The organism is Burkholderia sp. SR8 (assembly GCF_052851275.1).
On record NZ_JAULUC010000041.1, the window covers coordinates 1 to 24,297 of the forward strand.

Here is a 24,297-nt window from a genome sequence, read left to right on the forward strand (position 1 = left end):
TTGCCGACAGTTCGATCACGGGCGGGTGCGTCGTCTTGAAGAACGTGTTGTAGAACGGCAGCTCCTGGATCTGGCGATACGCGGCGTCGGCCAGTTCCTTGCGGCCGTAGCCGACGTTCACGCACCAGAGCCCGGCCATGCCGTCGATGATCTTGTTGCCGTCCGAGTCCCATAGGTACACGCCGTCGGCCTTCACGATCACGCGGCTGCCCGCGCGATTGAGCGCACCCATGTCCGAGAACGGATGGATGTGGTGCGCGGCGTCGAGCGCGCGGTATTCGGCGGTCGGCCGCGCGGCGCCGGTTTCGTTTCGTTCGGTCATGTTGCCTCCGCTAGTCGGTGCCGCACGCTTACACGTGCAGCAGAAGATGGCGGCGCTCCCACGAGCTGATCACGCGGAAGAACGCTTCGTATTCGGTTTCCTTCAGCGCCAGATAGGCCTTCACGAACTTGTCGCCGAGAATGCCGGCGAGCGGCGTGCACGCGGCCATCAGCGAGATCCCCTCCTCCAGGTTGCGCGGCAGCTGGTATGGGAGGTCGTAGCCGTCGGATGCGATCGGCTCGGTCGGCTCGAGCTGCTGCGTGAGACCGAGATAGCCGGCCGCGAGCGTCGCCGCGAATGCGAGGTACGGGTTGCAGTCGACGCCCGGGATCCGGTTCTCGATGCGGCGCGCGACCGGCGCCGACTGCGGTATGCGGAAACCGACCGTACGGTTGTCGTAGCCCCACTGCACGTTGATCGGCGCGGCCATGAAGCGCGACAGCCGGCGGTACGAGTTGATGTACGGCGCGAAGATCGGCATCAGCGCGGGCGTGTACTTCTGCAGCCCGGCAAGATAGCTGTGGAACATCGGCGACACGACGCCGCCCTCGTCGGCGAACAGGTTGCGGCCCGTGCGCGCATCGGCGAGGCTCTGGTGGATGTGCATCGCGGAGCCCGGCTCGCCTTCCATCGGCTTGGCCATGAAGGTCGCGTACATGTTGTGGCGCAACGCGGCCTCGCGCACTGTGCGCTTGAACAGGAACACCTGGTCGGCGAGCGACAGCGCATCGCCGTGCACGAAGTTGATCTCCATCTGCGCGGCGCCGACCTCGTGGATCAGCGTCTCGATGTCGAGCCCCTGCATCTCGCAATATTCGTAGATGTCCTCGAACAGCGGATCGAACTCGTTGACTGCCTCGATCGAATACGACTGGCGGCCGGTCTCCGCGCGGCCCGTGCGCCCGACGGGCGGACGCAACGGCAGGTCGGGATCGGCATTCATGTCGACCAGATAGAACTCGAGCTCGGGCGCGACCACCGGCTTCCAACCCTTCGCGTGGTACAGGTCGAGCACGCGGCGCAGCACGTAGCGCGGCGAGATCTCGACCGGCGAGCCATCGAAATGCACGCAGTCGTGGATCACCTGCGCGGTCGGATCGACGGCCCACGGGATCAGACAGATCGTCGATGGATCGGGCACGCACACCATGTCGGGATCGGTCACGCCGGTCAGCGTGCCGTCCTCCGGATAATCGCCGGTGACGGTCTGCACCATCACGGCCTGCGGCAGGCGCATCGATTCGCCGGACTCGAACTTGTTGCGCGGAATGATCTTGCCGCGCGCGATGCCGGCCATGTCGGGAATGATCGCCTCGACTTCGGTGATGCGGTGCTGACGCAGGAATTCGCTCAGTTCGGGTTGCATGATCGGCCTCGTTAGTCGATGTCGATGTCGGATGCGGCCGGCGACGGCATGGTGCCGCCGGCCGCATGAAGGCGGTGCGTCATCCGTGCGCGGCACGCCGCGCCGAAAGCCGCGAAGATGTCGCGCGACAGCGGTTGTTCCGCATGGCGCCATTCGGGATGCCACTGCACGCCGAGCGCGAATGCACGCGCGCCGCGCACGCTGACGGCCTCGATCAGCCCGTCGGGCGCGCTCGCCTCGACGGCGAGCCCTGCGCCGAGCCGCGCGATGCCCTGGTCGTGCAGCGAATTGACCATCGCGTCGTGCGCACCGCGCGCAACCCGCTGCAGCAGGCCGCCCGGCGTGAACTGCACGCGGTGCGCGGGGCCGTACTGCCGCTCGAGCGGATCGCCGTCGCGTTCGCGATGATCGTGGAAGCCCGCGCGCGCATGGAGCCGCTGATGCAGCGTGCCGCCATATGCGACGTTCAGCTCCTGCATCCCGCGGCAGATCGCGAGTACGGGCACGCCCGCGTCGATCGCCGCGCGGATCAGCGGCAGCGCGGTCGCGTCGCGCGCGGGGTCGTGCAGCGTGTCCGGCGTACTCGCCGGGCCGCCGTAGTGACGCGGCTCGACGTTCGAATAGCTGCCGGTCAGCAGCAGCCCGTCGACCGATGCAACGATCGCATCGACCGGCTGGCGCGCGCCGAGCGCGGGCAGCACGAACGCGAGCGCGCCGGCACCGTCGACCACTGCGACCAGATATTTCTCGCCGGCCGTGTGGTTCGGATGGGCGCCGCGCATGATGCGGTCGGCGGTGACGGCTACGATCGGGCGCGGTCGCATGATCGCCTCCGCGGCAAGCGCGCACGGCGCACGGGTGCGCGGCACGACGACAGCCCGCGCCGACACGGCACGTGCGCATGCGCGGCCCTGCTGCGCGGACGAAGCGGCAGCAGGCCGGGCGACCCGATGCGAATGCGGAAAACGACGCTAGGGCAACAACGAAGCGCTGCCGTCGCACTGCACCGCGCTGAACACTTGCGCGGTCACGAGGTTGAAGCGGCGCAGGCCGCGATGGGACACGGCGAAGAAACGGGGCTCGCGTGGGAGGGCGGCGCGCGTGCCGCGATCAGCATGCCGGATCGGCCCGGCCTGAGGCGGCGCGCCCGCCGACGGACTTCGGGTCCGGCGTATCGAAGGGCTGGCGGCTTTCACGATCGTACTCGACTGACTGATGAAGGCAGGACACGTGTCGCGATGAAGCGGAGGCGGCAATGCCGCGCGGCGACACGTCGGCAAGGTGTCTCGCAACGGATTCCGGCGCGGTGCGGCGCTGATCGGCGCCGTCGCGGCCGGTGCGCGCGTGACGACTTCCTGACATTCAGCTTATATCACCTAAAAATTGCGTCAAATTTTCAGGTATCGATCGCGGTATCGCTCGGACGAAAAAAAAACGGCATCGACCGGCCGGGTCGATGCCGTTTTGTGCACTGCGTCGGCGGGCTCCGCGTGCGCCGGCGGCCCGCCGCGCGATGTCCAGGCGCGCCGCCGCATGCCGCGGGCAGACGGATCAGCGATGCGCGAGCGCGGTTTCGACGAGCGTCTGCAACAGCGGCACGATTCGCGCGGCGCGCGCTTCGTCGTACGCATACGGACGCGTCTCTTCCATGTACGTGATCTGCGACAGTTCGAGCTGCACGGCCTCGACGCCGGTGTCGGGCACGCCGTAGTGACGCGTGATGTAGCCGCCCTTGAAACGCCCGTTCGCGACGGCCGTGTAGCCGCCGTGCGCGCTCACGCACGCGGCCAGCGCCTCGGCGAGGCCGGGCCGCGCGCTCGCGCCGCTCGACGTGCCGAAGTTGAAGTCCGGCAGGCGGCCTTCGAAGAAGCGCGGCACGTGCGAGCGGATCGAATGCGCTTCCCATACGAGCACGCGGCCGTGCTCGCGCTTGAGCCGCGCGATCTCTTCCTGCAACGCGTCGTGATACGGACGCCAGTAGCGGTCGCGACGGCGCATGATCTCGTCGTTGCCCGGCAGCGCGTTCGCCGGATACAGCGGCACCTTGTCGAACGTGTCGACCGGCACGAGCCCCGTCGTGTCCTGCCCCGGATACAGGTTCTCGTTGTCGGGCGGACGATTCAGGTCGACCACGTAACGCGCATGCGACGGCACGAGGATCGATGCGCCGAGCGTCGCGGCGAACCCGTACAGCCGCTCGAGGTGCCAGTCGCAATCGTCGACGAAGCGCGCATCGGGCGTCATCGTCGCCGCGATGTCGTCGGGAATGTGCGTGCCTGCGTGCGGAATCGAGATCAGCAGCGGCAGCGTGCCCTGCTTCAGCGTGAATACAGCCGGTTGTTCAGTCATGTCGCATCACCGTAAAAGTCTGCCGGCGCGCGGATCGCGCGCACCGGAGCCGCGCGTTCAGCGCAGCAGTTGCGCCAGCGCGGCGCGATAGTCTGCATACGCAGCGGCTTCGTCGCGATGACGGCGGCCGCTCACGACGCGCTCGCCGCCCGTGTAGACGTCGAGCACCGGCGTGTCGCCATGCTCGGCGAACACCGCGCCCGCCAGCCATGCGTCGCTGCCGTGTTCGGCGATCGCCGGATGGTCGGGATCGAGCACGAGCCAGTCGGCGCGGCAGCCTGCGCGCAGCGCGCCGATGCGCCGCCCGCTGGCCTGCGCGCCGCCCGCGAGCGATGCGTCGAACAGACGATCCGCGACATGCGGCTGCGTGTCGCTCGCGAGCACGTTGCGCGCGCGATGCACGAGCCGCTGCCCGTATTCGAGCAGGCGCAGCTCCGAGCGCCAGTCGACCGATGCGTGGCTGTCAGAGCCGACACCGATCACGCCGCCCTGCGCGAGATAGTCGACGGCCGGGAACACGCCGTCGCCGAGATTCGCTTCGGTGGTCAGGCACAGGCCCGCCACCGCGCGGCGCTTCGCGAGCGCTGCCGTTTCGGCCGCATCGACGTGCGTCGCATGCACGAGGCACCAGCGCGCATCGACGTCGAAGCGATCGAGCAGCCATTGCACGGGGCGCGCGCCGTACGCACGCACGCAATCGTCGACTTCGGCCGTCTGTTCGGCGATATGGATGTGCACCGGCGCGTCGTCGGGCAGCCCTTCGAGCAGCACGCGCAGCCCGTTCTCGGACACCGCGCGCAGCGAGTGCGGCGCGACGCCGTAACGCAGCGCGCCGTGTTCGGGCGCGATGCGGCGCATCGCGTCGAGCAGTTCGAGCAGCCCGTCCGGCGTGTTGATGAAACGGCGCTGGTCGTCACGCGCGGGCTTGTTGCCGAAACCGGCGAACTGGTAGGACACCGGCAGCATCGTGATGCCGATGCCGGCCGAGCGCGCCGCGTCGACCACGCGCGCGCCGAGCTCCGCGATCTGCGGATAGCGCGAGCCGTCCTGCGCGTGATGCACGTAGTGGAATTCGCACACCGACGTGTAGCCGCACTTGAGCATCTCGACGTACAGCCAGCGCGCGATCGCGGCGAGCGCATCGGGCGTGATCTTCAGCGCGAAGCGGTACATCAGGTCGCGCCAGCTCCAGAAGCTGTCGGCCGGATTCGCGCGGTATTCGGTGAGCCCGGCCATCGCGCGCTGGAACGCGTGCGAATGCAGGTTCGGCATGCCGGGCAGCACGGGGCCGGCCGCGCGCGTGACACCGGACGGCGCATCGCTGTCGGGCGTCACGTCGGTCAGCGTGCCGGCCGCGTCCCAGCGCAGCAGCACGTTGCGGCGCCAGCCATCGGACAGGTAGGCATGGTCCGCGAACAACATAGAGTCGGTCATCGTGAGTCCTTGTCGACCGGACCTGGCGCTTCAGCACCCGGTTCGGTTCCTCGCCGCGGCCGGCAGGCGTCGGCGCGTCAGCGCTTGCGGCTGCCCCGCGGCGATCTGCCGGACCGACCGCATCGGCGCTCGGTCCGGTCCCATGCAAAGCTAGCCGTTCATCCGGCGAAACACCGTCGAACCGCCGCGCACGACCTGCTCGCACAGCGGCCGGCCGATCCAGTACGCGAGCTCCGCCAGCGAGCCGACCGACCAGACCGCGAAATCGGCCTGGCGGCCGGCCTCCAGCACGCCGTGCCGATGCGCGCGGCCGAGCGCGGCGGCCGCATGGCGCGTGACGCCCTGCAATACCTCGGGCACTGTGAGCCGGAACAGCGTGCAGCCCATGTTCATCGTCAGCAGCAGCGATTCGAGCGGCGACGTGCCGGGGTTGTGATCGGTCGCGAGCGCGATCGGCACGCCGTGCTTGCGCAGCAGCGCGATCGGCGGCAGTTGCGTTTCGCGAATGAAGTAGTACGCGCCGGGCAACAGCACGGCGACCGTGCCGGCCGCCTTCATCGCCTCGATCCCGGCTTCGTCGAGAAATTCGAGGTGGTCGGCCGACAGCGCGCGATACCGTGCGGCCAGCGCGGTGCCGCCCGCGTTCGACAATTGTTCCGCGTGCAGCTTCACCGGCAGGCCGCGCCGCGTCGCGGCGTCGAACACACGCTCGGTCTGCGCGAGCGAAAAGCCGATGCGTTCGCAGAACACGTCGACCGCGTCGACGAGGCCTTCGTCGGCCAGTGCAGGCAGCATCCGCTCGCACACTTCGGTGATGTACTCGTCGGCGCGGCCCGCGTATTCCGGCGGCAGCGCGTGCGCGCCGAGAAACGTCGTGTAGACGGTGACCGGGAAGCGCTCGCCGAGCTGGCGCGCGACGCGCAGCATCTTGCGCTCGCTCGCGAGGTCGAGCCCGTAGCCCGACTTGATCTCGATCGCGGTCACGCCTTCGGAGAGCAGCGGCTGCAGGCGCGCGGCGGCCTGCACGAACAGCGTCGTCTCGTCGGCCGCGCGCGTCGCGCGCACCGTCGACACGATCCCGCCGCCCTGCCGCGCGATCTCCTCGTAGCTGACGCCGGCGAGGCGCTGCGCGAACTCGTCGGCACGCGTGCCGCCGTACACGAGGTGCGTATGGCAGTCGACGAGGCCCGGCGTCACCCACGCGCCGTGCAGGTCTTCCCGCTGCCAGTGCGCATAGCCGTGCGGCAGCGCGGAGAACGGGCCGAGCCATACGATCGTGCCGGTTTCGTCGACGGCAATCGCCGCGTCGTCGATCGTTTCGTCGGGATGGCCGTGCGGACACAGCCTCAGGTGATGCCAGACAGTCGGTTTCATGCGTTCAGTCTCGTTCGCCGACGGCGAGCGACACGGCGAGCAGCGCGCCGCCTCCGCTCACGACGACGTCAAACGCACGCTGCGGCCCGTCGAGTCGCAGCGTGTCCATTTCCTGCAGTGCATAGTGCGCGCCGTCGATGTCGACACCGACCGCGCCCGTCGCGCAGAACAGCAGCACGGTATCCGCGCGCTCGACGCGATGCGTGCCCTCGGGCCACACGTCGAGCGTCCCGCGTGCCGCCGAGCGTCGCGTCATCAGGTTGAAGTCGCGCGTCGCGCCGTCGTGCAGCGTCGCGTCGATCGTGGCTTCGCCGGCGAAGTCCGCACGCGCAAGCGGCGTATCGAGCACGTGGCGCGCGCCGCCCGCTTCCGCGAGCGTCATGCCCGCGCCGGACAGCAGCACCAGCGTACGGTCGACGCCGTCGAAGCGCGAGAACGGGCCGGCTGCGGCGACGTCGGCGACGCTCACGCGCCATGCGAATGCGTCGAGCGCGGCGCCCACGGGGAATGCGCCGATTTCGCGCGTCACGCCGCCGCCGTTCTTCCACGGCGACGCAACGAGATCCGCTGCGCGGATCGTCGTTGCGTGCAGCGGCGCCTGGTCGAGCGCCGTCATGCTCAGCGGCCGAGCATCGGCAGCTTCAGGCCGGCTTCGCGGGCCGTCTGCTGCGCGAGTTCGTAGCCGGCATCCGCGTGGCGCATCACGCCCGTCGCCGGGTCGTTCAGCAGCACGCGGCCAAGACGCTCGTGCGCGTCGGCGGTGCCGTCCGCGACGATCACGACGCCCGAGTGCTGCGAGAAGCCCATCCCGACGCCGCCGCCATGGTGCAGCGATACCCACGATGCGCCGCCGGCCGTGTTCAGCAGCGCGTTCAGCAGCGGCCAGTCGCTGACGGCGTCCGAACCGTCCTTCATCGATTCCGTCTCGCGGTTCGGGCTCGCGACCGAGCCGGTGTCGAGGTGGTCGCGGCCGATCACGATCGGTGCCTTCAGTTCGCCGTTCTTCACCATTTCGTTGAATGCCTGGCCGAGGCGGTAGCGATCCTTCACGCCGACCCAGCAGATCCGTGCGGGCAGGCCCTGGAACGCGATGCGCTCACGTGCCATGTCGAGCCAGTTGTGCAGGTGCGGATCGTCGGGGATCAGCTCCTTCACCTTCTGGTCGGTCTTGTAGATGTCTTCCGGATCGCCGGACAGCGCGACCCAGCGGAACGGGCCCTTGCCTTCGCAGAACAGCGGGCGGATGTAGGCCGGCACGAAACCCGGGAAGTCGAACGCGTTCTCGACGCCCATTTCCAGCGCCATCTGGCGGATGTTGTTGCCGTAGTCGAGCGTCGCCGCGCCGCGTTCCTGCAGCGTCAGCATCGCGCGCACCTGGACGGCCATCGACTGCTTCGCGACCTTCACGATGCTCTGCGGATCGACCTTCTGCGCCTCGCGCCACTGCGCGACGGTCCAGCCCTGCGGCAGGTAGCCGTTGATCGGGTCGTGCGCGCTCGTCTGGTCGGTCACGCAGTCCGGCGTGATGCCGCGCTTGACGAGTTCCGCGAACACGTCGGCCGCGTTGCCGAGCAGGCCGACCGACACCGGCTTGCCGTCGCGCTTCGCTTCTTCGATCATGCCGAGCGCTTCGTCGAGCGTCGTCGCCTTCTTGTCGACGTAGCGCGTCTTCAGGCGGAAGTCGATGCGCGTCTCGTCGCATTCGACTGCGATCATCGAGAAGCCGGCCATCGTCGCGGCGAGCGGCTGCGCGCCGCCCATCCCGCCGAGGCCGCCCGTCAGGATCCAGCGGCCCGACGGATCGCCGTTGAAGTGCTGGTTCGCGACCGAGAAGAAGGTTTCATAGGTGCCCTGCACGATGCCCTGGCTGCCGATGTAGATCCAGCTGCCGGCCGTCATCTGGCCGTACATCATCAGGCCCTTGCGGTCGAGCTCGTGGAAGTGATCCCAGGTCGCCCAGTGCGGCACGAGGTTCGAGTTCGCGAGCAGCACGCGCGGCGCATCCTTGTGCGTGCGGAACACACCGACCGGCTTGCCCGACTGGATCAGCAGCGTTTCGTTCTCTTCGAGATCCTTCAGCGACGCGAGGATCTGGTCGTAGCATTCCCAGTTGCGCGCCGCGCGGCCGATGCCGCCGTACACGACGAGCGCGTGCGGATGCTCGGCGACTTCCGGATCCAGGTTGTTCTGGATCATCCGGTAGGCCGCTTCGGCCAGCCAGGTCTTGCAGACCTTCTCGCTGCCGCGCGGCGCGCGGATCGTGCGCGTCGGATCGAGACGGGGATCGATGTGTTTCGGATGGTTCATGACGACTGCTCCCGAAGGAAAGTGAATATCAACAAGGAATCAGAAATGCCCGGTGAAGCGATAACGGCTGCCGGGATGCCACAGATCCGCCACCGAGGCGACGACGCCCTGCGACCAGGTGCGCCGATGTAAAACCAGACACGGCTCGACGCCGTCCATCCGCAGCTGCTCGCGCCGCTCGGGCGCCGGAGCCGCCGCTTCGATCCGGTACTCGACGCGCTGCAGCGGGGCCGCGCGCATCAGGTACAGGTTCGGCGTCGTGTTCGTGAAATCCTGCTCGGCATAATCCGGCGCGACCGCCGGATTCACCCACCGTTCTTCGAGCTGGACGGGTTCGTCGTTCTCGAAGTGCAACACCTGCGAATGAAACAGCTTCGCGCGCACGGCCACCTGCATCTCGTCGGCGAGCGCCTCGTCGGCGCGGATCGTCTCGAGGCCGAGCACGCTGGCGCGGTACGCATGCCCGCGCGCGTCGACCTCCTCCGAGATGCTGCGGATCGCCACCAGCGTCGACTCGTACTTCGGCCGCGCGACGTAGGTGCCGGCGCCCTTCATGCGCGTCAGCACCTGCTCGGCCGTCAACTCGCGCAGCGCGCGGTTGACGGTCATGCGCGCGACCTTGAACTCGCGGGCCAGTTCGTTCTCGGAGGGCACCTGGTCGCCCTCCGCCCACTCGCCGGCGTGAATGCGGCCCAGGATGAAATCCTTGATCTCCTGGTAGACCGGCGCGCTCATGGGCTTACTGTTCCGATGCGAACGAGAACGGCGCCACCGTCGCGAACGCACGCTCGCCGACCAGCTTCGCGATCACCGCGATGTCCGGCGCGAAGTAGTGATCGAGCTCGTAGTGCGCGACCTTGCTGCGAATCGTTTCCATCACCGGCGCGAGCTTCGGGCTCGTGTGGTACGGCGCGCGCAGGTCGACGCCCTGGGCGGCGGCCAGCAGTTCGATCGCGAGGATGTGCTTGGTGTTGTCCGCGATGTCGGCGAGCTTGCGTGCGGCGAACGTCGCCATCGACACGTGGTCTTCCTGGTTCGCCGAGGTCGGCAGCGAGTCCACCGACGCCGGGTGCGCGAGCGTCTTGTTTTCCGATGCCAGCGCGGCAGCCGTCACGTGCGCGATCATGAAGCCCGAGTTCACGCCGCCGTCCTTCACGAGGAACGGGGGCAGGCCCGACAGCGTCGCGTCGATCAGCAGCGCGATGCGGCGTTCGGCCAGCGCGCCGATTTCCGACGCGGCGAGCGCGAGGTTGTCGGCCGCGAACGCGACGGGTTCCGCGTGGAAGTTGCCACCCGACAGCACTTCGCCGGTATCCGGGAAGATCAGCGGGTTGTCCGACACGGCGTTCGCTTCGACCAGCAGCACGTCGGCCGCGTGGCGCATCTGGTCCAGGCACGCGCCCATCACCTGCGGCTGGCAGCGCAGGCTGTACGGATCCTGCACCTTGTCGCAGTCGCGGTGCGACTGGTTGATCGGCGAGCCTTCGAGCAGTTCGCGGTACGACGCTGCCGCATCGATCTGCCCCTGGTGGCCGCGCAGCTCATGGATGCGCGCATCGAACGGCTTCACCGAGCCGGCTGCCGCGTCGACCGACAGCGCACCCGCGACGAGCGCGGTGCGATACAGGTCTTCGATCGCGAACATGTTGTCGAGCGCGAGCGCCGTCGATGCCTGCGTGCCGTTCAGCAGCGCGAGGCCTTCCTTTGCCTGCAGCGTCAGCGGCGCGAGGCCCGCGACGCGCAGACCGTCCAGCGCGCTCGCGCGCTCGCCGCGGATGAACACTTCGCCGACGCCGAGCAGCACGGCCGACATGTGCGCGAGCGGCGCCAGGTCGCCCGACGCGCCGACCGAGCCCTTCACCGGAATCAGCGGCAGCACGTCCGCGTTGAACAGCGTGATCAGCGCGTCCATCACTTCGCGGCGGATGCCCGAGTGGCCGCGGCCGAGGCTCGACAGCTTCAGCGCCATCAGCAGGCGCACCGACGAGCGGGCCATCGGCTCGCCCACGCCGACCGCGTGCGACAGCACCAGGTTCTTCTGCAGCAGCTCGAGCTGGTCGTGCGGGATGTGCGTGCTGGCCAGGCGGCCGAAGCCCGTATTGATGCCGTATGCCGGCTCGCCCTTCGCCGCGATGTCGGCGACGGCCTTCGCGCCCGCGTCGATCTTCGCGAAGCTCGCCGGGTCGAGCTTCAGCTGCACGGATTCGCGAGCGATCTTGCGCAGTTGCGGAAGGGTCAGGTGGCCGGGGGTCAACGTAATCATGTGAGCAATCCTGTCTAGACAAGTTCGGGATGGATTGCAGTGTAGCCATCGCAACTTGTCTAGACAAGTCCGTTTTCACGATTTCGACTCGGGAATTTCCCTGATGCCCTGCGCAGGCCCCAGGGCCGCGCGTCAAGTCGGCCGATTAACATATGTTGCAATTATTTTTTCTTTGGCAACATACGAATCCGCACTTCCCTGCCATGCGCTTACGGAGACCCGCCATGACCCTTCCGCCCCGGTTGACCGCCCTGTTCGGCCGCAGCCTGCTCGTCGCCAGTTGCGCGCTCGCGTGCGGCGCATCGCTCGCCGCCGAGCCGCCGGGCGGCACGCTCGAGAAAGTTCGGCAAGCCAATCTGATCGCGATCGGCCATCGCGAGACGTCCGTGCCGTTCTCCTATGTCGATGCGAGCGGCAAGGTGATCGGTTTCTCGCAGGACCTGTGCGATCGCGTGATCGCGGCGGTAAAAGCGCGCACCGGCAAGCCCGACCTGCAGGTGCGCTTCATCCCGGTGACGTCGCAGAACCGGATCCCGCTCGTGCAGAACGGCACCGTCGATCTCGAATGCGGGGTGACGACCAACCTCGCCGCGCGGCACGCACAGGTCGCGTTCTCGACGACCTTCTTCGTCGCGACGACGCGCCTGCTCACGCGCACGAATTCGGGCATCCGCGACTTCCCCGATCTCGCCGGCAAGACGGTCGTGACGAACCAGGGCACGACGTCCGAACGCCTGCTGCGCAAGATGAACGAGAAGAAGAAGATGAACATGCAGATCATCAGCGCGAAGGACTATGGCGAGGGACGCCTCACGCTCGAATCGGGCCGCGCGGCCGCCTACATGATGGACGACGTGCTGCTCGCCGGCGTGCGCCAGCTCGCGGCGAAACCGGCCGACTGGACGATCGTCGGCACGCCGCAATCGTCGGAAGCGTACGGGTTCATGCTGCGCAAGGACGATCCGCAGTTCAAGGCGCTCGTCGACGGCGTGCTCGTGCAGTTGATGAAGAGCGGCGAGATCAACGCGCTGTACGACAAGTGGTTCATGAAGCCGGTACCGCCGAAGGGGCTCGCGTTCGACTTCCCGATGAGCGACGCGATCAAGGCGCGCTACGCGGCGCCGAACGATGTGCCGCTCGAGTGAGCCGCGCGGCGTGCAGTTTGGTCAGCGCGTCCACGCGACGCACGCCGCGTAGCCCGGCGCCGCGTCGAGCCAGCCCGCGTCGAACGCGGCCACGCCGGCGGCCGGCGCGGCCGGCTCGACGATCGTCGTCGCGGGCGTCGCCGCATCGCGCGGCGGCACGACCGCGAACGCGCGCAGCCCGCCGGCGATGCCGGTGCCGAGCGCCTTCAGCAATGCCTCCTTCGCGGACCACACGCGCATGAACGCGTCGGCACGCGCGGCGAGCGGCAGGCTGTCGAGATACGCAGCCTCGGCCGGCGCACACACTTCGCCGGTCAGCGCGCGCCAGTCGGCCGGGCGGCTGCAGCTTTCGATGTCGACGCCCACGCGTGCGTGATCCGCCCATGCGATCAGCGCGTGATCGCCCGCGTGCGACACGTTGAAATCGAGCGACGCGCGATGCGCGGGATCGAGCGACGGCCGCCCCGCTTCGTCGACGACGATCGCGACGTCCTGCGGCGCGAGGCCCAGCGCGGCGCCGAGCACGTCGCGCAGCGCGGCCCGCGTCGCGGCGCTGCGCACCGTGTCCTCATGCCTCAGATAGCGTCCGGCACGCGCGCGCTCGGCGGCACTCAGCGCCGCATAGGCAGGCGCCGCGAGCGGCACGCGCCAGTCGAAGTCGATGCGCGCGACCTGCACGCCGGCACGCGATGCGGCACGCGGCACGTCAAGCGCGTGTATGCGCCACGCGCGGGGCAAGTCGGCGGAGATCTCGGAATCGGGTGGAACGGACATCGGCATGCAGGAGCCAGTCGGATCAAACGTCCGATGTTAATCGATCGCGCCGAACGCAGAACCGCGCGATCGGGCGTGGCTCGCGCTGGCCGCGTCGCAGGCGCAAGCGCATCGTCACTGCGTCGCTGCGTCGGCCGATGGCCGGGTTGCATACGTGCGTGCTCAGCCGTGTGCGACGGCACCCGGCACGCCGCTTCCCGCCGGTCTCGCGCGCCGGGCCGGATGGCAGGCGTGCACGCGGCCCGGCGCATCGGCCGGCAGCGCGCCGTGCCGCAGCCAGTCGAGCGCGACCGGCCACAGTGTGTCGGCGAAGCGGCTGTGGAAAAACGCGAAGTGGCCGATCGTGTCGACGCCGATGTCGCGCGGCGCGATCCGCAGGTGCGTGACGTCGCTGCCCGTGTAGTAGCCGACCAGCCGCTCGATCGCGTCGACCGTGCCGAAGCCGTCGTCGTCGAGACCGATCGCCAGCATCGGCGCCGACAGCCGCGCGAAGCGGTCCGGCAGCGCGGCCCGGCTCGCGGCCGGTTCGGCGAGCGGGCCGCGCGTGTACGCGTCCTCGAAGCGCGGCCGCGAACGTACCCACGACAGCGCGACGCCGCGCGGCGTGTCTTCCATCCACCCGAGCCGCTTCGCGGGCACGTAGCCGAACACGGCCGCGAGCGCCGGCATCGCGACGTGCCATTTCCACCACATGCGCCGGCGCTCTTCCGGCCGGTAGTCGCGCCAGTACGCATACTGCGCGCCGACGGTCACCACATGGCGCACGTGCGCATTCGACGCCGCGAGCCCGAGCACGCAGCCGCCGATGCTGTGCGCGACGACGTCGAGCGGCTGGCCGGGAAACGCGTCGCGCGCATACTGCAGCGCGGCCTCGCAATCGAGCCGGCCCCAGTCGAGCCAGTTCGCGCGCAGCGCCGCGAGCCGCGCGGGGCGCGATCCGCCGATCCCGCGATAGTCGTAGACGAGCACGTCGCGCCCCTGCGCGAACAGCCACGCCGCGAAGCGGAAGTAATAGTCGCAGCGCACCGACGTCGCGCAATTGACGACCGTCACCGGCCGTGCAGCTGCGCCGCCGCGATGCCGCCACACATAGCCGCGCAGCACGTAACCGTCGGCCGCGATCAGCGTCACGGGTTCCGGCGGCAACGCCTCCGCCGGACGATCGGTTGCCTCGCCGGTCGCGCGCCGACCGCGCGCCGCGCCGCCTGCTTCGTTCGAAATCGTCATCCTGTCTCCTGTCCGGGGCACCGCACGACGCGGCGCCCGGCGCGGTGGGCCAGCCTCCATTGAACTTGACGCGCCTGGCGTTCTCAACCAATCTTGCTGATCCGTTCGCATGAGTCCCACGCATGTCAACGCCGCTCGTCCGTCTCCCGTCGCTGGACCTCGTGCGCGGCTTCGTCGCCGTCGGCCGCCGCATGAGCATCACGCTCGCTGCGCAGGACCTGTGCGTCACGCAGTCGGCGGTCAGCCGCCAGGTGCACGCGCTCGAAGCGCATCTCGGCGTCGCGCTGCTGCAGCGCGGCTATCGAAAAATCGCGTTCACGCCGGAAGGCGAGCGGTTGTTCCGTGCCGCGGATGCCGCGCTGCTCAGCCTGCAGGACACCGTCGCGGCGCTCGCGGCCGCGCGCGAACGCCAGCCCGTCACGATCACCGCGAGCATCGGCGTCACCGCACTGTGGCTGCTGCCGCGGCTGGGCCGGCTGCAGGCGCGCCTGCCGGACATCGACCTGCGCGTGGCCGCGAACGACAAGGTACTCGATTTGCGCGCGGAAGGCATCGACCTCGGGATCCGCTACTGCCCGCGCGAGCGCGCGCCGGCCGGCGCGCTGCATCTGTTCGACGAGATCGTCGTGCCGGTCGCGCACCCGGCGCTGGCCGCGCGGCCCGTCACCGATGCGGCCGCGATCGCCGACCATGTGCTGCTCGAATTCGACGGGCCGCCGCAAACGCAGTTGCAGTGGCATGCGCACCTGTACGCGGCCGGGCTCGGCGATGCGCGCCCGAAGGGCGTGCTGCGCTTCAACCAGTACGATCAGGTGATTCAGGCCGCGATCGCGGGCCAGGGCGTTGCGCTCGGACGGCTCGCGCTCGTCGCGCCGATGCTCGCGGACGGCCGGCTCGCGGTGGTCGGCCCGCACTCGGACGCGTTGCCGGACGCGTACGGTTACTGGCTGTTCTTCCGTCACGATCCGGCACCGCGCCGCGAAGTGGCCGACGTGCGCGACTGGATCGTCGCGGAAGCGGCCGAATGCGACGCCGCGATCCGCGCGTACGGCGCGGCGCTGCCGCAGGCGTAGGCGCGAGCAGTTTCAGCGTTGAGCCCACACGCGCGCAGCGCTGAGCGCGCGTGTCGCCTGGGCGCAAGCGATGCGCCGACACTGTGACTCCGTTGCCATCACCACCCTCGCATTCCCCACACGCATGCGAACGCGACCGAATCATCGCTTGAACGGCATCGTGCCGGATCGTCTAATCGGGTCGAACGCGGCCGTCGTGCCGCACGCATTGATCCGGAGACACGCATGACCCCGATCGAACAAGACACCCGGCGCCGCTGGCTGCCGGTGCTAGCGGGCGGCCTGATCATGGGCGCCGCGCTCGGTATCCGCCACGTGCAGGGGTTGTTCCTCTCCCCCGTCACGCTCGACCACGGCTGGTCGCGCGAAGCGTTCGGCCTCGCGCTCGCGCTGCAGAACCTGATCTGGGGCGTCGCGCAGCCGTTCACCGGGATGATCGCCGACCGCTTCGGCTCGGTACGCGTGATCGTCGCCGGCATGCTGCTGTATGCGGCCGGGCTCGTCATCATGGCGCTGGCCGCGTCGGCCGGCATGTTCACGCTCGGCGCGGGGCTCGTGATCGGCATCGCGCTGTCGGGATCGGCCTTCGCGTCGATCTACGGCGCGCTGAGCCGGCTGTTCCCGCCCGACCGGCGCAGCTGGGCGCTCGGCGTCGCCGGCGCGATCGGCGGGCTCGGCCAGTTCTGCATGGTGCCCGTCGCGCAAGTGCTGATCGGCGGCATCGGCTGGCGGCATGCATTCGTCGCGCTCGCAGTCGTCGCCGTGGTGCTCGCGCCGCTCGCCGTCGCGGTGCGCGACCGGCCCGCAAAAACCGCGAGCCACGCGGGCGGCCCCGACCAGTCGATCGGCGCGGCGGTGCGCGAGGCATTCGCGCATCGCGGCTTCTGGCTGCTGAATGCCGGTTTCTTCGCGTGCGGGTTCCAGCTCGCGTTCATCGCGACCCACTTGCCCGCATACCTGCTCGATCACGGCCTGCCGGCGCGCCACGCGAGCGTCGCGCTCGCGCTGATCGCGCTGACCAACGTGGCAGGCACTTACGCATGCGGCCATCTCGGCGGGCTGCTGCGGCGCAAGTACGTGCTGTCGGTGCTGTACCTCGTGCGCGCGCTGGCGATGGCCGCGTTCGTCGCCGCGCCGTTGTCGCCCGCGAGCGTCTATGCATTCGCGGCCGTGATGGGCTTCACGTGGCTCGGCACGGTGCCGCTGACGAACGGCGTGATCTCGCAGGTATTCGGCGTGCGCTACATCGCGACGCTGTTCGGCGTCGTGTTCTTCGGGCATCAGCTCGGCAGCTTCTTCGGCGTATGGCTCGGCGCGCTCGTGTACGACGCGACGCACTCCTACCTGCCGCTGTGGATCGGCTCGATCGCGCTCGGCGTGCTGGCCGCCCTGCTGCACCTGCCGATCGACGATGCACGTATCGCGCGTCCGGCGCCGGGCAAGCCGGCATGGGCGTGATCCGCGCGGTGCTGGCCGCCGGCGTGCTCGCGTTCGTCGCGTGGTGCGGCGCCGCGTACTTCGATTCGGGTGTCGCGCTTGCTCTCCTCGAGCGCGCGGCGTTCTGCGACTGAGCGCAACGTGCGGCGCCGCACGGACGAATGTGCGGCGTCGCCCGGCCGCGCCTAGCGACGTTTCGGCAAGGCGGCGAGCGCATCCAGCGCACGGCGCCGCGCGCCGTCGTGATCGACGATCGGCGCCGGATAATCGACGCCGAGCCGCACGCCGGCCGCCGCCAGTTCGCCCGGCGACGCTTCCCATGGCGCGTGGATCGCCGCCGCGTCGAGGCCGGCGAGTTCCGGCACCCAGCGGCGCACGTACGTGCCGTGCGGGTCGAACTTCCGGCCCTGCGTCACCGGATTGAAAATGCGGAAATACGGCGCGGCGTCCGCGCCGCAGCCGGCGACCCATTGCCAGTTCGCCGGATTGTTCGCGGCGTCCGCATCGACGAGCGTGTCGTGGAACCAGCGCTCGCCGGCGCGCCAGTCGATCAGCAGGTGCTTGACGAGAAACGAAGCGACGACCATCCGCGCACGGTTGTGCATCCAGCCGGTCGTCCACAGCTCGCGCATCCCCGCATCGACGAACGGATAGCCGGTCAGCCCGCGCTGCCACGCGCGCAGCGCGACGGAATCGTCGCGCCACGGCATCGCGTCGAACTGCGCGCGGAAATTGTCGGTCGCGAGCGCCGGAAAGTGATACAGCAGCACGTAACTGAATTCGCGCCAGCCGAGCTCGCTCAGGAATTTCTCGGCACCGGCAGCGCACGCGGCACCGCCCGCCTGCGCGGCGCCTTGCACCGCATGCCACACCTGACGCGGCGATACGTTGCCGAAGCGCAGAAACGGCGACAGCCGGCTCGTCGCAAGCGCGTCGGGCCGGTCGCGCCTGTCGGCGTAGCCGGCCAGCAACTCGGCGGAAAACGCGTCGAGCCGCGCATGCGCACCGGCTTCGTCCGGCTTCGGCCATGCGTCGCGCAGGCCGCCTGCCCAGTCCGGCGCGTGCGGACGCAACGCGAGTGCATCGAGTGCCGGCGCGCGTTCGCGCACGCCGGCCGGCCACGGATGAAACACGATCCGCTCAGGCTCCGGCAGCGGTGCCGCGACCGTGCGATCGCGCCGCACCGCGCGCCAGTACGCGGTGAACACCTGGAACGGCGTGCCGGCGCCCGTCAGCACTTCCCACGGTTCGTTCAGCAGGCTGCCGTTGCCGCTCTCGACATCGATGCCGCCGGCCTTCAGCGACGCTTTCAGTGCTGCGTCGGCATCGCGCTGCGGCTGCGCATAGCGGCGGTTCCAGTACACGGCCGCCGCGCCCGTGTCGTGCACGACACGTTCGATCTCGCGCCGCGCATCGCCGCGCAACAGCAGCAGCCGGCCGCCATGACGCGCGAGCGCCGCGTCGAGCGCCGCAAGCGAGCCGTGCAGCCACCAGCGCGCGGCACCGCCGGGCGCACGCCCCACGCCCTCGCCCGTATCGTCGACGAACACGCACACGAGCGGCCGGCCGGACGCGACCGCGCGCGTGAGCGCGGGCTGATCGGTCACGCGCAGATCGTCGCGGAACCACACGACGGCAGGAGCAACGGACGGCTTGGCTGGCACGGGCACCTCGCGGCAGGAAACGGAAAGGCGATCAGTATTGTCGCGGCAGGGTCGGCCGATGTCGATGTCCGGAACGGATGCGGTACGTGCCCGGGCGCCACTTACCGGCGCTGCCACCGTGCTATCGCTCAATCGCCGATTCGCGGGCCCGGTGAAACGCCTTAGTCCATTCCGACGATTCTGCGCCGCGTGCACCGGTCTACGCTCGATGTCGGATTCGCCGCGATGCGCGACGCGTGCGCACCGCGTGCGGATTCCACGCATCGCACGACGCACCGGCGATGCCTGCCGGCACCCGCGCGGACCGCTCGCGCTGCGAAACGCCGCGGCCCGTTCCTCACTGTCACCCGATACCCGCCATGACCAAACCAGCCAACCTCGTCACGTCGATCACCGTCGCGATCGACGCGCCCGCGTCCGTCGTCTGGGAAGTGCTGACCGACTTCCCGCGCTACGGCGAATGGAACACGTTCTGCATCGGCCTCGAAACGACCGGCCGGATCGGCGATTTCGTGCACATGCAGGTGCGCATTCCCGGGACGGGCACGGTGATCCCGGTCGACGAGATTCTCGTCGCGTACGAGCCGGAGCGCCTGCTGTCGTGGGAACAACGTCCGACCGACGACAACAAGGACGCCGCGCGCCGCGACCAGTACGTCGAAGCCGACGGCGCCGAGCGCTGCCGCTACTTCACGACCGATCAGTTTCTCGGCATCCACGCGGAAACGATCATGCGCGAGCACGGCGGCTGGGTGAAACAGGGCTTCGACCAGTGCGCGCGCGACGTGAAGCAGCGCGCCGAAACGCTGCATGCGGCACGCCGGCGCAACAGCGCATGACCGGGAGCGGCCGATGCCCGATCTGCGGACCCTGTCCGATCATCACGACATCCGCGAGCTGATCGTCGCGTACGCGAGCGCGATCGATGCGCGCGATTTCGACGCGCTCGATACGGTGTTCACGCACGACGCGGCGATCGATTATCGTGCGATGGGCGGCATCGCCGGCGCGTATCCGGACGTGAAGGCGTGGCTGCGCACCGTGCTGCCGCAGTTTCCGCAGTACCAGCACATGGTCGGCAACCTGTCGATCACGCTCGACGGCGACACCGCGCGCGGCCGCACGATCTGCTTCAATCCGATGGAAGTCGCGCTGCCGGACGGCGGCACGCAGGTGATGTTTCTCGGTCTGTGGTACGTCGACCGGTTCGTGCGCACCGCGCAGGGCTGGCGGATCGCCGAGCGCGTCGAGGAACGTTGCTACGGCCACAACGTGCCGGCCGTGCTCGCGAATGCGACCGGTTGAGCACGCGCGTGCGTCGTCAGTGCTGCACGACGCACGCGTTACCGCCCGCGCTCGTCAGTCGACCCGAAACGCCGCTTCGAAACGCTCGGCGAACGCGTCGAACTCGGCTTCCGGCAGATGGTTGATGCCGCCCGCGCGCTTGCGCCCGCCGCCGGTCGGGAACCCGCGACAGAACTCGTCGGCGCCGAGCGGCCGCCCGTCGGGCACGCGCACGCTGACGACCAGGCCGCCTTGCGCACGCGGCGACAGCACCGCAAGCGCCGCATGCGGCGCATTGCGCATCCGTTCGTTCGCGAGCATCCCCGTCGCGCGTCGCGCCCACGGATGATCGGGCATCCTGATCAGCGTCGCGCCCGGCACGTCGCGCAGCGGCGCGAGCGCGCATGCCCGCGCCATGTCGTCGCGATAGCCGTCGCGCAGCGCGGCGAACACCGGCGTGCCGCGCACGAAGTCGAGCGGATCGATGCACGGCAGCATCGCGTCGGCCAGCACCGCCGGATCGAAATGCAGATCGCCGACGCAATCGCCGTACGCGTTGTAGTTCAGATACAGCCCGAGTTCGGCGAGCGTCGATCGTTCGGCTTCGTCGATCGCATGCTCGCGCGCGAGTGCGTCGCCGAGCGCCGGCAGCTCGTCGCCGAACGCCGCGACGATCGCCCAGCGCACGTGCCGGCCGCCGAGATAGCGGTTCACGAGCACGCTGGTGCAGACGTCGGCGGCCGTGTCGATATGGGCATCGAAATGCGGCTCGCCCGGCAGCTCGCCCGCGAAGTGGTGATCGAAGTAGCGGACCGCCGCGCCGTCGCGCAGCAGCCGCGCGCATGCGTCGCGATTCTGGTCGTGCGACACGTCGAGCACGGTCACGCGATCGCCGGCCCGTGCGTCGATCCGCTCGAGCAGCCTGATGTCGCGCTTCACGCCCGTCACGAGCGTGCCGCGTTCGCCCTCCGCGAGCCGCAGCTGCTGCAGCGCGCACAGGCCGTCCGCGTCGCCGTTGAACGCGAAGAAATGCCGCGCGTTGTGGTTGTCCTGCATCGTTCGTTGCTCCATCGTCAGGGCATGAAATCGCCGCCGTTCGCATCCAGCGTCGCACCGGTCACCGCGTTCGCGTAATCCGACGCGAGGAACAGCGCCGCGCGCGCGCAGTCGTCATCGGTCGGCAGCTTCGCGAGTGCGATGTTCGATGCGATCGGCGCGATGATCTCGTCCTCGGTCATCCCGCAGTCGGCGGCCGCTTGCCGGAAATACGTCTGCGTTGGCACGCCCCACATCCAGCCCATGTGGATGCTGTTCGCACGGATGCCGTGCACGCCGAGTTCGCGCGCCAGATATTTTGCCGCAACCGCGAGCGCGCCCTTCGATACAGCGTAACCCGCTTCCCCTGCAAACGGCTTGCGGGTTGCCTGCGTGTTGATCATCACGATCGCGCCGCGCTTCTGCCGCTTCATGTGCGGAACGATTTCCTGCGTGAGCGTCATCGTGCCGAACACGTTGGTATCGAACACCGTGCGCCAGCCGTCCAGATCGGCTTCGTCGACCGCTTCCGGAAACGTGCCGTGCACGAATGCGCTGTTCACGAGCGCGTCGATCCGGCCGAAGCGCTCGACCGCCTGCGTCGCCAGCAAGCGACACTGCGCGCGCTCGGCGATGTCGGTCGGAACCTTCAGCACGTCGCATGCGACGCCGAGTTCGCGGATTCGCGCTTCCGCGTCGTCGAGCTTCGCCAGCGTGCGCGCCGCGACGACCACGCCGCGCGCGCCCTCGCGCGCCGCCTCGACGGCGAGCTTCACACCGAGCCCCGGCCCGATGCCGGAAATCACGACGATCTTGTCCTTCAGCAGCATGGGTGTCTCCTGGTTGTCATGGTTCTCGCGGGCGCGCCGTCAGCCGGCCGCCTGCAGGTGCCGCGCGCGATACGCGGCGAAGTCGTGCGCCAGTTGCGCTTCGGTGAAGCCGAAGCGCGCGATCGAATAGTCGTGCGCGGCGCGCCTGTCGCGGCCGTTGCGCGCGAGCCACTCCGTGATCGCCGCGCGCTGCCGCGCATCCAGCGGCATCCCCGCGAAGCGGTACACCGCTTGCGCGACGCCGAGCGGATTCGATACCGTGTCCTCGAACCTCACGTCGAGAAACCGTCCGGCCGGCAGCGCATCGCGCGCCGCCATCGCCGCGCCGATCGCACGCGCCATCCCCGCATTCCACTGCGCGCCGACCGCGAGCGGATCCGGATCGTCCGCGTACATCTGCCACAGCGTGTGCGCCATGCTGGCCATCGACGGAATCGTCTGTGCCGGATCGCGATGCGTGAGCACCACCTGCGCGCGCGGAAACACGCGGCACAGCACGTCGAGCGCATGCAGGTGCTGCGGCGTCTTCAGCAGCCAGCGCTCCGCCGGCGCGACGCCGCGCTGCGCCTTCTGCCACTGCAGGAACTGCAGCATCCGCTTCAGGTACGTATAGACCGGCGTCAGGTCCTGCTTCGCGAGCCACGCCGTATAGCGCGGCACGTTCGCGTACGAATCCATCGCGCACACGAACGAATGCTCCATCAGCATGAATTCCTCGTCGGCGAGCATCGCGTCGAGTGGATGGATCGCCAGGATCTGCGGAATGCAGTCGATCATCGTCTTCACCTCGGCCTGCGCGCGCGCGATCCGCACGACCGGCGCGTCGAGCGTCTCGCCGGCGAGCGGCGCCGGATAGCGCGTTTCCCACCACGCGGCCGAATGAAAGCGCGGATCGACCGCGAGCAGCCGCTGCAGCAGCGTCGTGCCGGTGCGCGGCAGCCCGACGATCACGAGCGGATCGTCGATCGCGATGTCGGCGATCTCCGGATGCCGGCGGAAGTAATCCTCGACGACGAGCCGGTTCGCGAGCTGGCCGACGAGCTTCTCGCGCATCATCCGCGCGCCGCGCGCGGACAGCCCCGCTTCGTCGATCAGCGATGCGCACATCACGTCGAGCGCGTCGCGATACGGACCGTCGCCGAATGCGGTGAGCCCGCCCGTGCGCGCCACCGCATCGGCAATCAGCCCGTCGGCGTCGAGCTGCGCGCGGATCGTGTCGAGCGGCGCGTTCATGCGGCCTCCATCAGCGCGGCCAGCTTGACGACGCGCGTACGCGGATGCGCGGGCTGCGCGGCGCCGACCCAGCGCCAGCAGATCGTGCCGGTGCGATGGCCGGCCGTGTCGAGCCAGTTCGCGTCGCCCGGCCGCGCCGCGGCGACCACCACCGTCACGCCGCCGTCCGCATTCAATCGTGCGCCGTGCTTGTTCACGCAGATGTCGAAGTGCCGGTAATCGAGCGACTCCATCCAGTAGTTGTTGAGCTGCACGTTCCAGAAATCGCAGTCGGGCACCGTGTCGACGTCGATCACGAGCGCCTCGTCGTCCGCGAGCGCCCAGCACGAGTGGTAGTAATAGATGTTCGGATCGCCGCCGACGGACTGGCACAGCGCCTGGTCCGCGGGCGGCAGCGCGTTCACGTGCGATGCGTAGCTCGCGGCCCAGTCGGCGAACAGTTTCGACGTCTGCTCGACGAACCGCGCAGCACGCGTGAGGCCGCCGTGCAGCACGAGCGGGTCGAGCGGCGCCGGGCGCTCGTGCGCGCCGATCCGCTCGATCTTCAGTTGCGCGGGCGTCTCCGCACGCCGGTCGAGAAAGGTCTGGCGCACCAGCAGCGCGTTCGTGCCGCGCTCCATGCGCACCCAGTTGCCCGCGCGCGGCGTTTCGCTCAACAGGATCTCGAAGCTGCCGTCCGGCGCGACCTCGAGCTGCTTCGCGTCGAGAAAGCCCGTCTGCAGCATCTTGCCGTCCGTCTCGTAACCGCCCTTCTGCGTGCCGAAGCTCAGGTACGCGACCGTGCCGCGCCGCCCCGTCACGCGATAGTCGAAGCGGCCGTCGACGCGCGCGTACTGGTACAGGTTGTCGGGGTTGTCCGCGCCGATCTTAGCGGTCTCGTGCGACGGCGAGAAGAAGCCGGGCCATGCACCGTCCGCGAATTCCACGTGCATCTCGAGCGCGATGCGCATCAGCCGGCTCAGGTAGCGGAATCCTTCCGCGCGCGTGAGCGGGTCGTCCGGCGCGTCGGCGCGCAGGATCAGCTCGCCGCTGCGTTTCAGGGTGTCGCAGAAATCGGCCCAGGTCTGGCCCGAAAGCAATTGCGTGGCGCGTGTGTCGTCCGTCATGTGTCGTCTCCGCCGATGGTCGAGCGCTCACGTTAAGCGCCGCCGCCGCGCGCCACTTCGTCCGGGTGGACTAA

23 protein-coding genes are annotated in these 24,297 nt (G+C 69.2%); 6 read left to right on the plus strand and 17 right to left on the minus strand.

Features of this window, described 5'->3' with window-relative positions:
• The 10 genes from Q3A80_RS30415 to hutH form a co-directional block, all read right to left on the minus strand.
• Positions 1–322, minus strand: a 322-nt coding sequence (locus Q3A80_RS30415) for an aminotransferase class III-fold pyridoxal phosphate-dependent enzyme (RefSeq protein WP_446332482.1), incomplete at its 3' end; no start/stop codon positions are given.
• A 28-nt stretch (positions 323–350) separates the two neighbouring features.
• The gene (locus Q3A80_RS30420; RefSeq protein ID WP_040144606.1) at positions 351–1,688 is read right to left on the minus strand and encodes a glutamine synthetase family protein; all 1,338 of its coding nucleotides are present in this window, start codon (positions 1,686–1,688) and stop codon (positions 351–353) included.
• 11 nt (positions 1,689–1,699) lie between these two features.
• Entirely contained in the window at positions 1,700–2,512 is an 813-nt protein-coding gene (locus tag Q3A80_RS30425; RefSeq protein ID WP_446332483.1) for a gamma-glutamyl-gamma-aminobutyrate hydrolase family protein, read from the minus strand.
• 727 nt (positions 2,513–3,239) lie between these two features.
• The gene (gene hutG, locus Q3A80_RS30430; RefSeq protein WP_446332484.1) at positions 3,240–4,037 is read right to left on the minus strand and encodes an N-formylglutamate deformylase; all 798 of its coding nucleotides are present in this window, start codon (positions 4,035–4,037) and stop codon (positions 3,240–3,242) included.
• A gap of 57 nt (positions 4,038–4,094) precedes the next feature.
• A complete protein-coding gene (locus Q3A80_RS30435; RefSeq protein WP_446332485.1) occupies positions 4,095–5,471 on the minus strand; it encodes a formimidoylglutamate deiminase in 1,377 nt (458 codons plus the stop codon).
• 150 nt (positions 5,472–5,621) lie between these two features.
• Positions 5,622–6,845, minus strand: a complete 1,224-nt coding sequence (gene hutI, locus Q3A80_RS30440; RefSeq protein WP_446332486.1) for an imidazolonepropionase — start codon at positions 6,843–6,845, stop codon at positions 5,622–5,624.
• Positions 6,846–6,849: 4 nt separating this feature from the next.
• Entirely contained in the window at positions 6,850–7,461 is a 612-nt protein-coding gene (locus tag Q3A80_RS30445; protein WP_446332487.1) for a HutD/Ves family protein, read from the minus strand.
• A 2-nt stretch (positions 7,462–7,463) separates the two neighbouring features.
• A complete protein-coding gene (hutU, locus tag Q3A80_RS30450) occupies positions 7,464–9,152 on the minus strand; it encodes a urocanate hydratase (protein ID WP_446332488.1) in 1,689 nt (562 codons plus the stop codon).
• Positions 9,153–9,191: 39 nt separating this feature from the next.
• The gene (gene hutC, locus Q3A80_RS30455) at positions 9,192–9,887 is read right to left on the minus strand and encodes a histidine utilization repressor (protein ID WP_446332489.1); all 696 of its coding nucleotides are present in this window, start codon (positions 9,885–9,887) and stop codon (positions 9,192–9,194) included.
• 4 nt (positions 9,888–9,891) lie between these two features.
• Positions 9,892–11,415 carry a histidine ammonia-lyase gene (gene hutH / locus Q3A80_RS30460; protein ID WP_446332490.1) on the minus strand — a complete coding sequence of 508 codons (1,524 nt, stop codon included), beginning with the start codon at positions 11,413–11,415 and terminating at the stop codon, positions 9,892–9,894.
• A gap of 224 nt (positions 11,416–11,639) precedes the next feature.
• Between hutH and Q3A80_RS30465 the strand changes: the two genes are divergently transcribed.
• Positions 11,640–12,560, plus strand: a complete 921-nt coding sequence (locus Q3A80_RS30465) for a glutamate/aspartate ABC transporter substrate-binding protein (RefSeq protein WP_446332491.1) — start codon at positions 11,640–11,642, stop codon at positions 12,558–12,560.
• 21 nt (positions 12,561–12,581) lie between these two features.
• Here the strand turns inward: Q3A80_RS30465 and Q3A80_RS30470 are convergent, their stop codons facing one another.
• Complete coding sequence (locus tag Q3A80_RS30470) at positions 12,582–13,334, minus strand: 4'-phosphopantetheinyl transferase family protein (RefSeq protein ID WP_446332492.1); 753 nt, start codon at positions 13,332–13,334, stop codon at positions 12,582–12,584.
• A 162-nt stretch (positions 13,335–13,496) separates the two neighbouring features.
• The gene (locus Q3A80_RS30475) at positions 13,497–14,561 is read right to left on the minus strand and encodes an alpha/beta hydrolase family protein (RefSeq protein WP_446332493.1); all 1,065 of its coding nucleotides are present in this window, start codon (positions 14,559–14,561) and stop codon (positions 13,497–13,499) included.
• Between the two features lie 122 nt (positions 14,562–14,683).
• On the opposite strand from Q3A80_RS30475, the gene Q3A80_RS30480 reads away from it, so the two are divergent.
• The 3 genes from Q3A80_RS30480 (at position 14,684) to Q3A80_RS30490 (ending at position 17,205) form a co-directional block, all read left to right on the plus strand.
• Positions 14,684–15,634, plus strand: coding sequence for a LysR substrate-binding domain-containing protein (locus Q3A80_RS30480; protein WP_446332494.1), 951 nt, complete (start codon positions 14,684–14,686; stop codon positions 15,632–15,634).
• Between the two features lie 225 nt (positions 15,635–15,859).
• Complete coding sequence (locus tag Q3A80_RS30485) at positions 15,860–17,092, plus strand: MFS transporter (RefSeq protein ID WP_446332495.1); 1,233 nt, start codon at positions 15,860–15,862, stop codon at positions 17,090–17,092.
• Positions 17,083–17,205 (plus strand): hypothetical protein, encoded by a 123-nt coding sequence (locus Q3A80_RS30490; protein ID WP_446332496.1) that lies wholly within the window; start codon positions 17,083–17,085, stop codon positions 17,203–17,205. Before Q3A80_RS30485 ends, Q3A80_RS30490 begins: the two co-directional genes overlap by 10 nt.
• Before the next feature lie 51 nt (positions 17,206–17,256).
• Here Q3A80_RS30490 and Q3A80_RS30495 read toward each other — a convergent pair whose 3' ends face one another.
• Positions 17,257–18,735: a cryptochrome/photolyase family protein gene (locus Q3A80_RS30495; RefSeq protein ID WP_446332497.1), complete on the minus strand. Its 1,479-nt coding sequence runs from the start codon at positions 18,733–18,735 to the stop codon at positions 17,257–17,259.
• A gap of 359 nt (positions 18,736–19,094) precedes the next feature.
• Between Q3A80_RS30495 and Q3A80_RS30500 the strand changes: the two genes are divergently transcribed.
• Positions 19,095–19,574, plus strand: a complete 480-nt coding sequence (locus Q3A80_RS30500; RefSeq protein WP_446332498.1) for an SRPBCC domain-containing protein — start codon at positions 19,095–19,097, stop codon at positions 19,572–19,574.
• Positions 19,575–19,587: 13 nt separating this feature from the next.
• Positions 19,588–20,040 (plus strand): nuclear transport factor 2 family protein, encoded by a 453-nt coding sequence (locus tag Q3A80_RS30505; protein WP_446332499.1) that lies wholly within the window; start codon positions 19,588–19,590, stop codon positions 20,038–20,040.
• 54 nt (positions 20,041–20,094) lie between these two features.
• On the opposite strand, the gene Q3A80_RS30510 is transcribed toward Q3A80_RS30505, so the two are convergent.
• From Q3A80_RS30510 to Q3A80_RS30525, 4 genes are read right to left on the minus strand one after another with little or no spacing between them, the layout of a single operon-like run.
• Entirely contained in the window at positions 20,095–21,075 is a 981-nt protein-coding gene (locus Q3A80_RS30510; RefSeq protein WP_446332500.1) for an acetyltransferase, read from the minus strand.
• Positions 21,076–21,092: 17 nt separating this feature from the next.
• Positions 21,093–21,884 carry an SDR family oxidoreductase gene (locus Q3A80_RS30515; RefSeq protein WP_446332501.1) on the minus strand — a complete coding sequence of 264 codons (792 nt, stop codon included), beginning with the start codon at positions 21,882–21,884 and terminating at the stop codon, positions 21,093–21,095.
• Between the two features lie 39 nt (positions 21,885–21,923).
• A complete protein-coding gene (locus Q3A80_RS30520; RefSeq protein WP_446332502.1) occupies positions 21,924–23,117 on the minus strand; it encodes a sulfotransferase family protein in 1,194 nt (397 codons plus the stop codon).
• Positions 23,114–24,223 carry a DUF1214 domain-containing protein gene (locus tag Q3A80_RS30525; protein WP_446332503.1) on the minus strand — a complete coding sequence of 370 codons (1,110 nt, stop codon included), beginning with the start codon at positions 24,221–24,223 and terminating at the stop codon, positions 23,114–23,116. Before Q3A80_RS30525 ends, Q3A80_RS30520 begins: the two co-directional genes overlap by 4 nt.
• Between the last annotated feature and the right edge of the window lie 74 nt (positions 24,224–24,297).

What these genes read in the sequence shown, in the direction of transcription:
- Q3A80_RS30420 (WP_040144606.1), bottom strand. Translation starts at nt 1,688, where the DNA reads ATGCAACCCGAACTGAGCGAATTCCTGCGTCAGCACCGCATCACCGAA.
- Q3A80_RS30425 (WP_446332483.1), bottom strand. Translation starts at nt 2,512, where the DNA reads ATGCGACCGCGCCCGATCGTAGCCGTCACCGCCGACCGCATCATGCGC.
- hutG (WP_446332484.1), bottom strand. Translation starts at nt 4,037, where the DNA reads ATGACTGAACAACCGGCTGTATTCACGCTGAAGCAGGGCACGCTGCCG.
- Q3A80_RS30435 (WP_446332485.1), bottom strand. Translation starts at nt 5,471, where the DNA reads ATGACCGACTCTATGTTGTTCGCGGACCATGCCTACCTGTCCGATGGC.
- hutI (WP_446332486.1), bottom strand. Translation starts at nt 6,845, where the DNA reads ATGAAACCGACTGTCTGGCATCACCTGAGGCTGTGTCCGCACGGCCAT.
- Q3A80_RS30445 (WP_446332487.1), bottom strand. Translation starts at nt 7,461, where the DNA reads ATGACGGCGCTCGACCAGGCGCCGCTGCACGCAACGACGATCCGCGCA.
- hutU (WP_446332488.1), bottom strand. Translation starts at nt 9,152, where the DNA reads ATGAACCATCCGAAACACATCGATCCCCGTCTCGATCCGACGCGCACG.
- hutC (WP_446332489.1), bottom strand. Translation starts at nt 9,887, where the DNA reads ATGAGCGCGCCGGTCTACCAGGAGATCAAGGATTTCATCCTGGGCCGC.
- hutH (WP_446332490.1), bottom strand. Translation starts at nt 11,415, where the DNA reads ATGATTACGTTGACCCCCGGCCACCTGACCCTTCCGCAACTGCGCAAG.
- Q3A80_RS30465 (WP_446332491.1), top strand. Translation starts at nt 11,640, where the DNA reads ATGACCCTTCCGCCCCGGTTGACCGCCCTGTTCGGCCGCAGCCTGCTC.
- Q3A80_RS30470 (WP_446332492.1), bottom strand. Translation starts at nt 13,334, where the DNA reads ATGTCCGTTCCACCCGATTCCGAGATCTCCGCCGACTTGCCCCGCGCG.
- Q3A80_RS30475 (WP_446332493.1), bottom strand. Translation starts at nt 14,561, where the DNA reads ATGACGATTTCGAACGAAGCAGGCGGCGCGGCGCGCGGTCGGCGCGCG.
- Q3A80_RS30480 (WP_446332494.1), top strand. Translation starts at nt 14,684, where the DNA reads ATGTCAACGCCGCTCGTCCGTCTCCCGTCGCTGGACCTCGTGCGCGGC.
- Q3A80_RS30485 (WP_446332495.1), top strand. Translation starts at nt 15,860, where the DNA reads ATGACCCCGATCGAACAAGACACCCGGCGCCGCTGGCTGCCGGTGCTA.
- Q3A80_RS30490 (WP_446332496.1), top strand. Translation starts at nt 17,083, where the DNA reads ATGGGCGTGATCCGCGCGGTGCTGGCCGCCGGCGTGCTCGCGTTCGTC.
- Q3A80_RS30500 (WP_446332498.1), top strand. Translation starts at nt 19,095, where the DNA reads ATGACCAAACCAGCCAACCTCGTCACGTCGATCACCGTCGCGATCGAC.
- Q3A80_RS30505 (WP_446332499.1), top strand. Translation starts at nt 19,588, where the DNA reads ATGCCCGATCTGCGGACCCTGTCCGATCATCACGACATCCGCGAGCTG.
- Q3A80_RS30510 (WP_446332500.1), bottom strand. Translation starts at nt 21,075, where the DNA reads ATGCAGGACAACCACAACGCGCGGCATTTCTTCGCGTTCAACGGCGAC.
- Q3A80_RS30515 (WP_446332501.1), bottom strand. Translation starts at nt 21,884, where the DNA reads ATGCTGCTGAAGGACAAGATCGTCGTGATTTCCGGCATCGGGCCGGGG.
- Q3A80_RS30520 (WP_446332502.1), bottom strand. Translation starts at nt 23,117, where the DNA reads ATGAACGCGCCGCTCGACACGATCCGCGCGCAGCTCGACGCCGACGGG.
- Q3A80_RS30525 (WP_446332503.1), bottom strand. Translation starts at nt 24,223, where the DNA reads ATGACGGACGACACACGCGCCACGCAATTGCTTTCGGGCCAGACCTGG.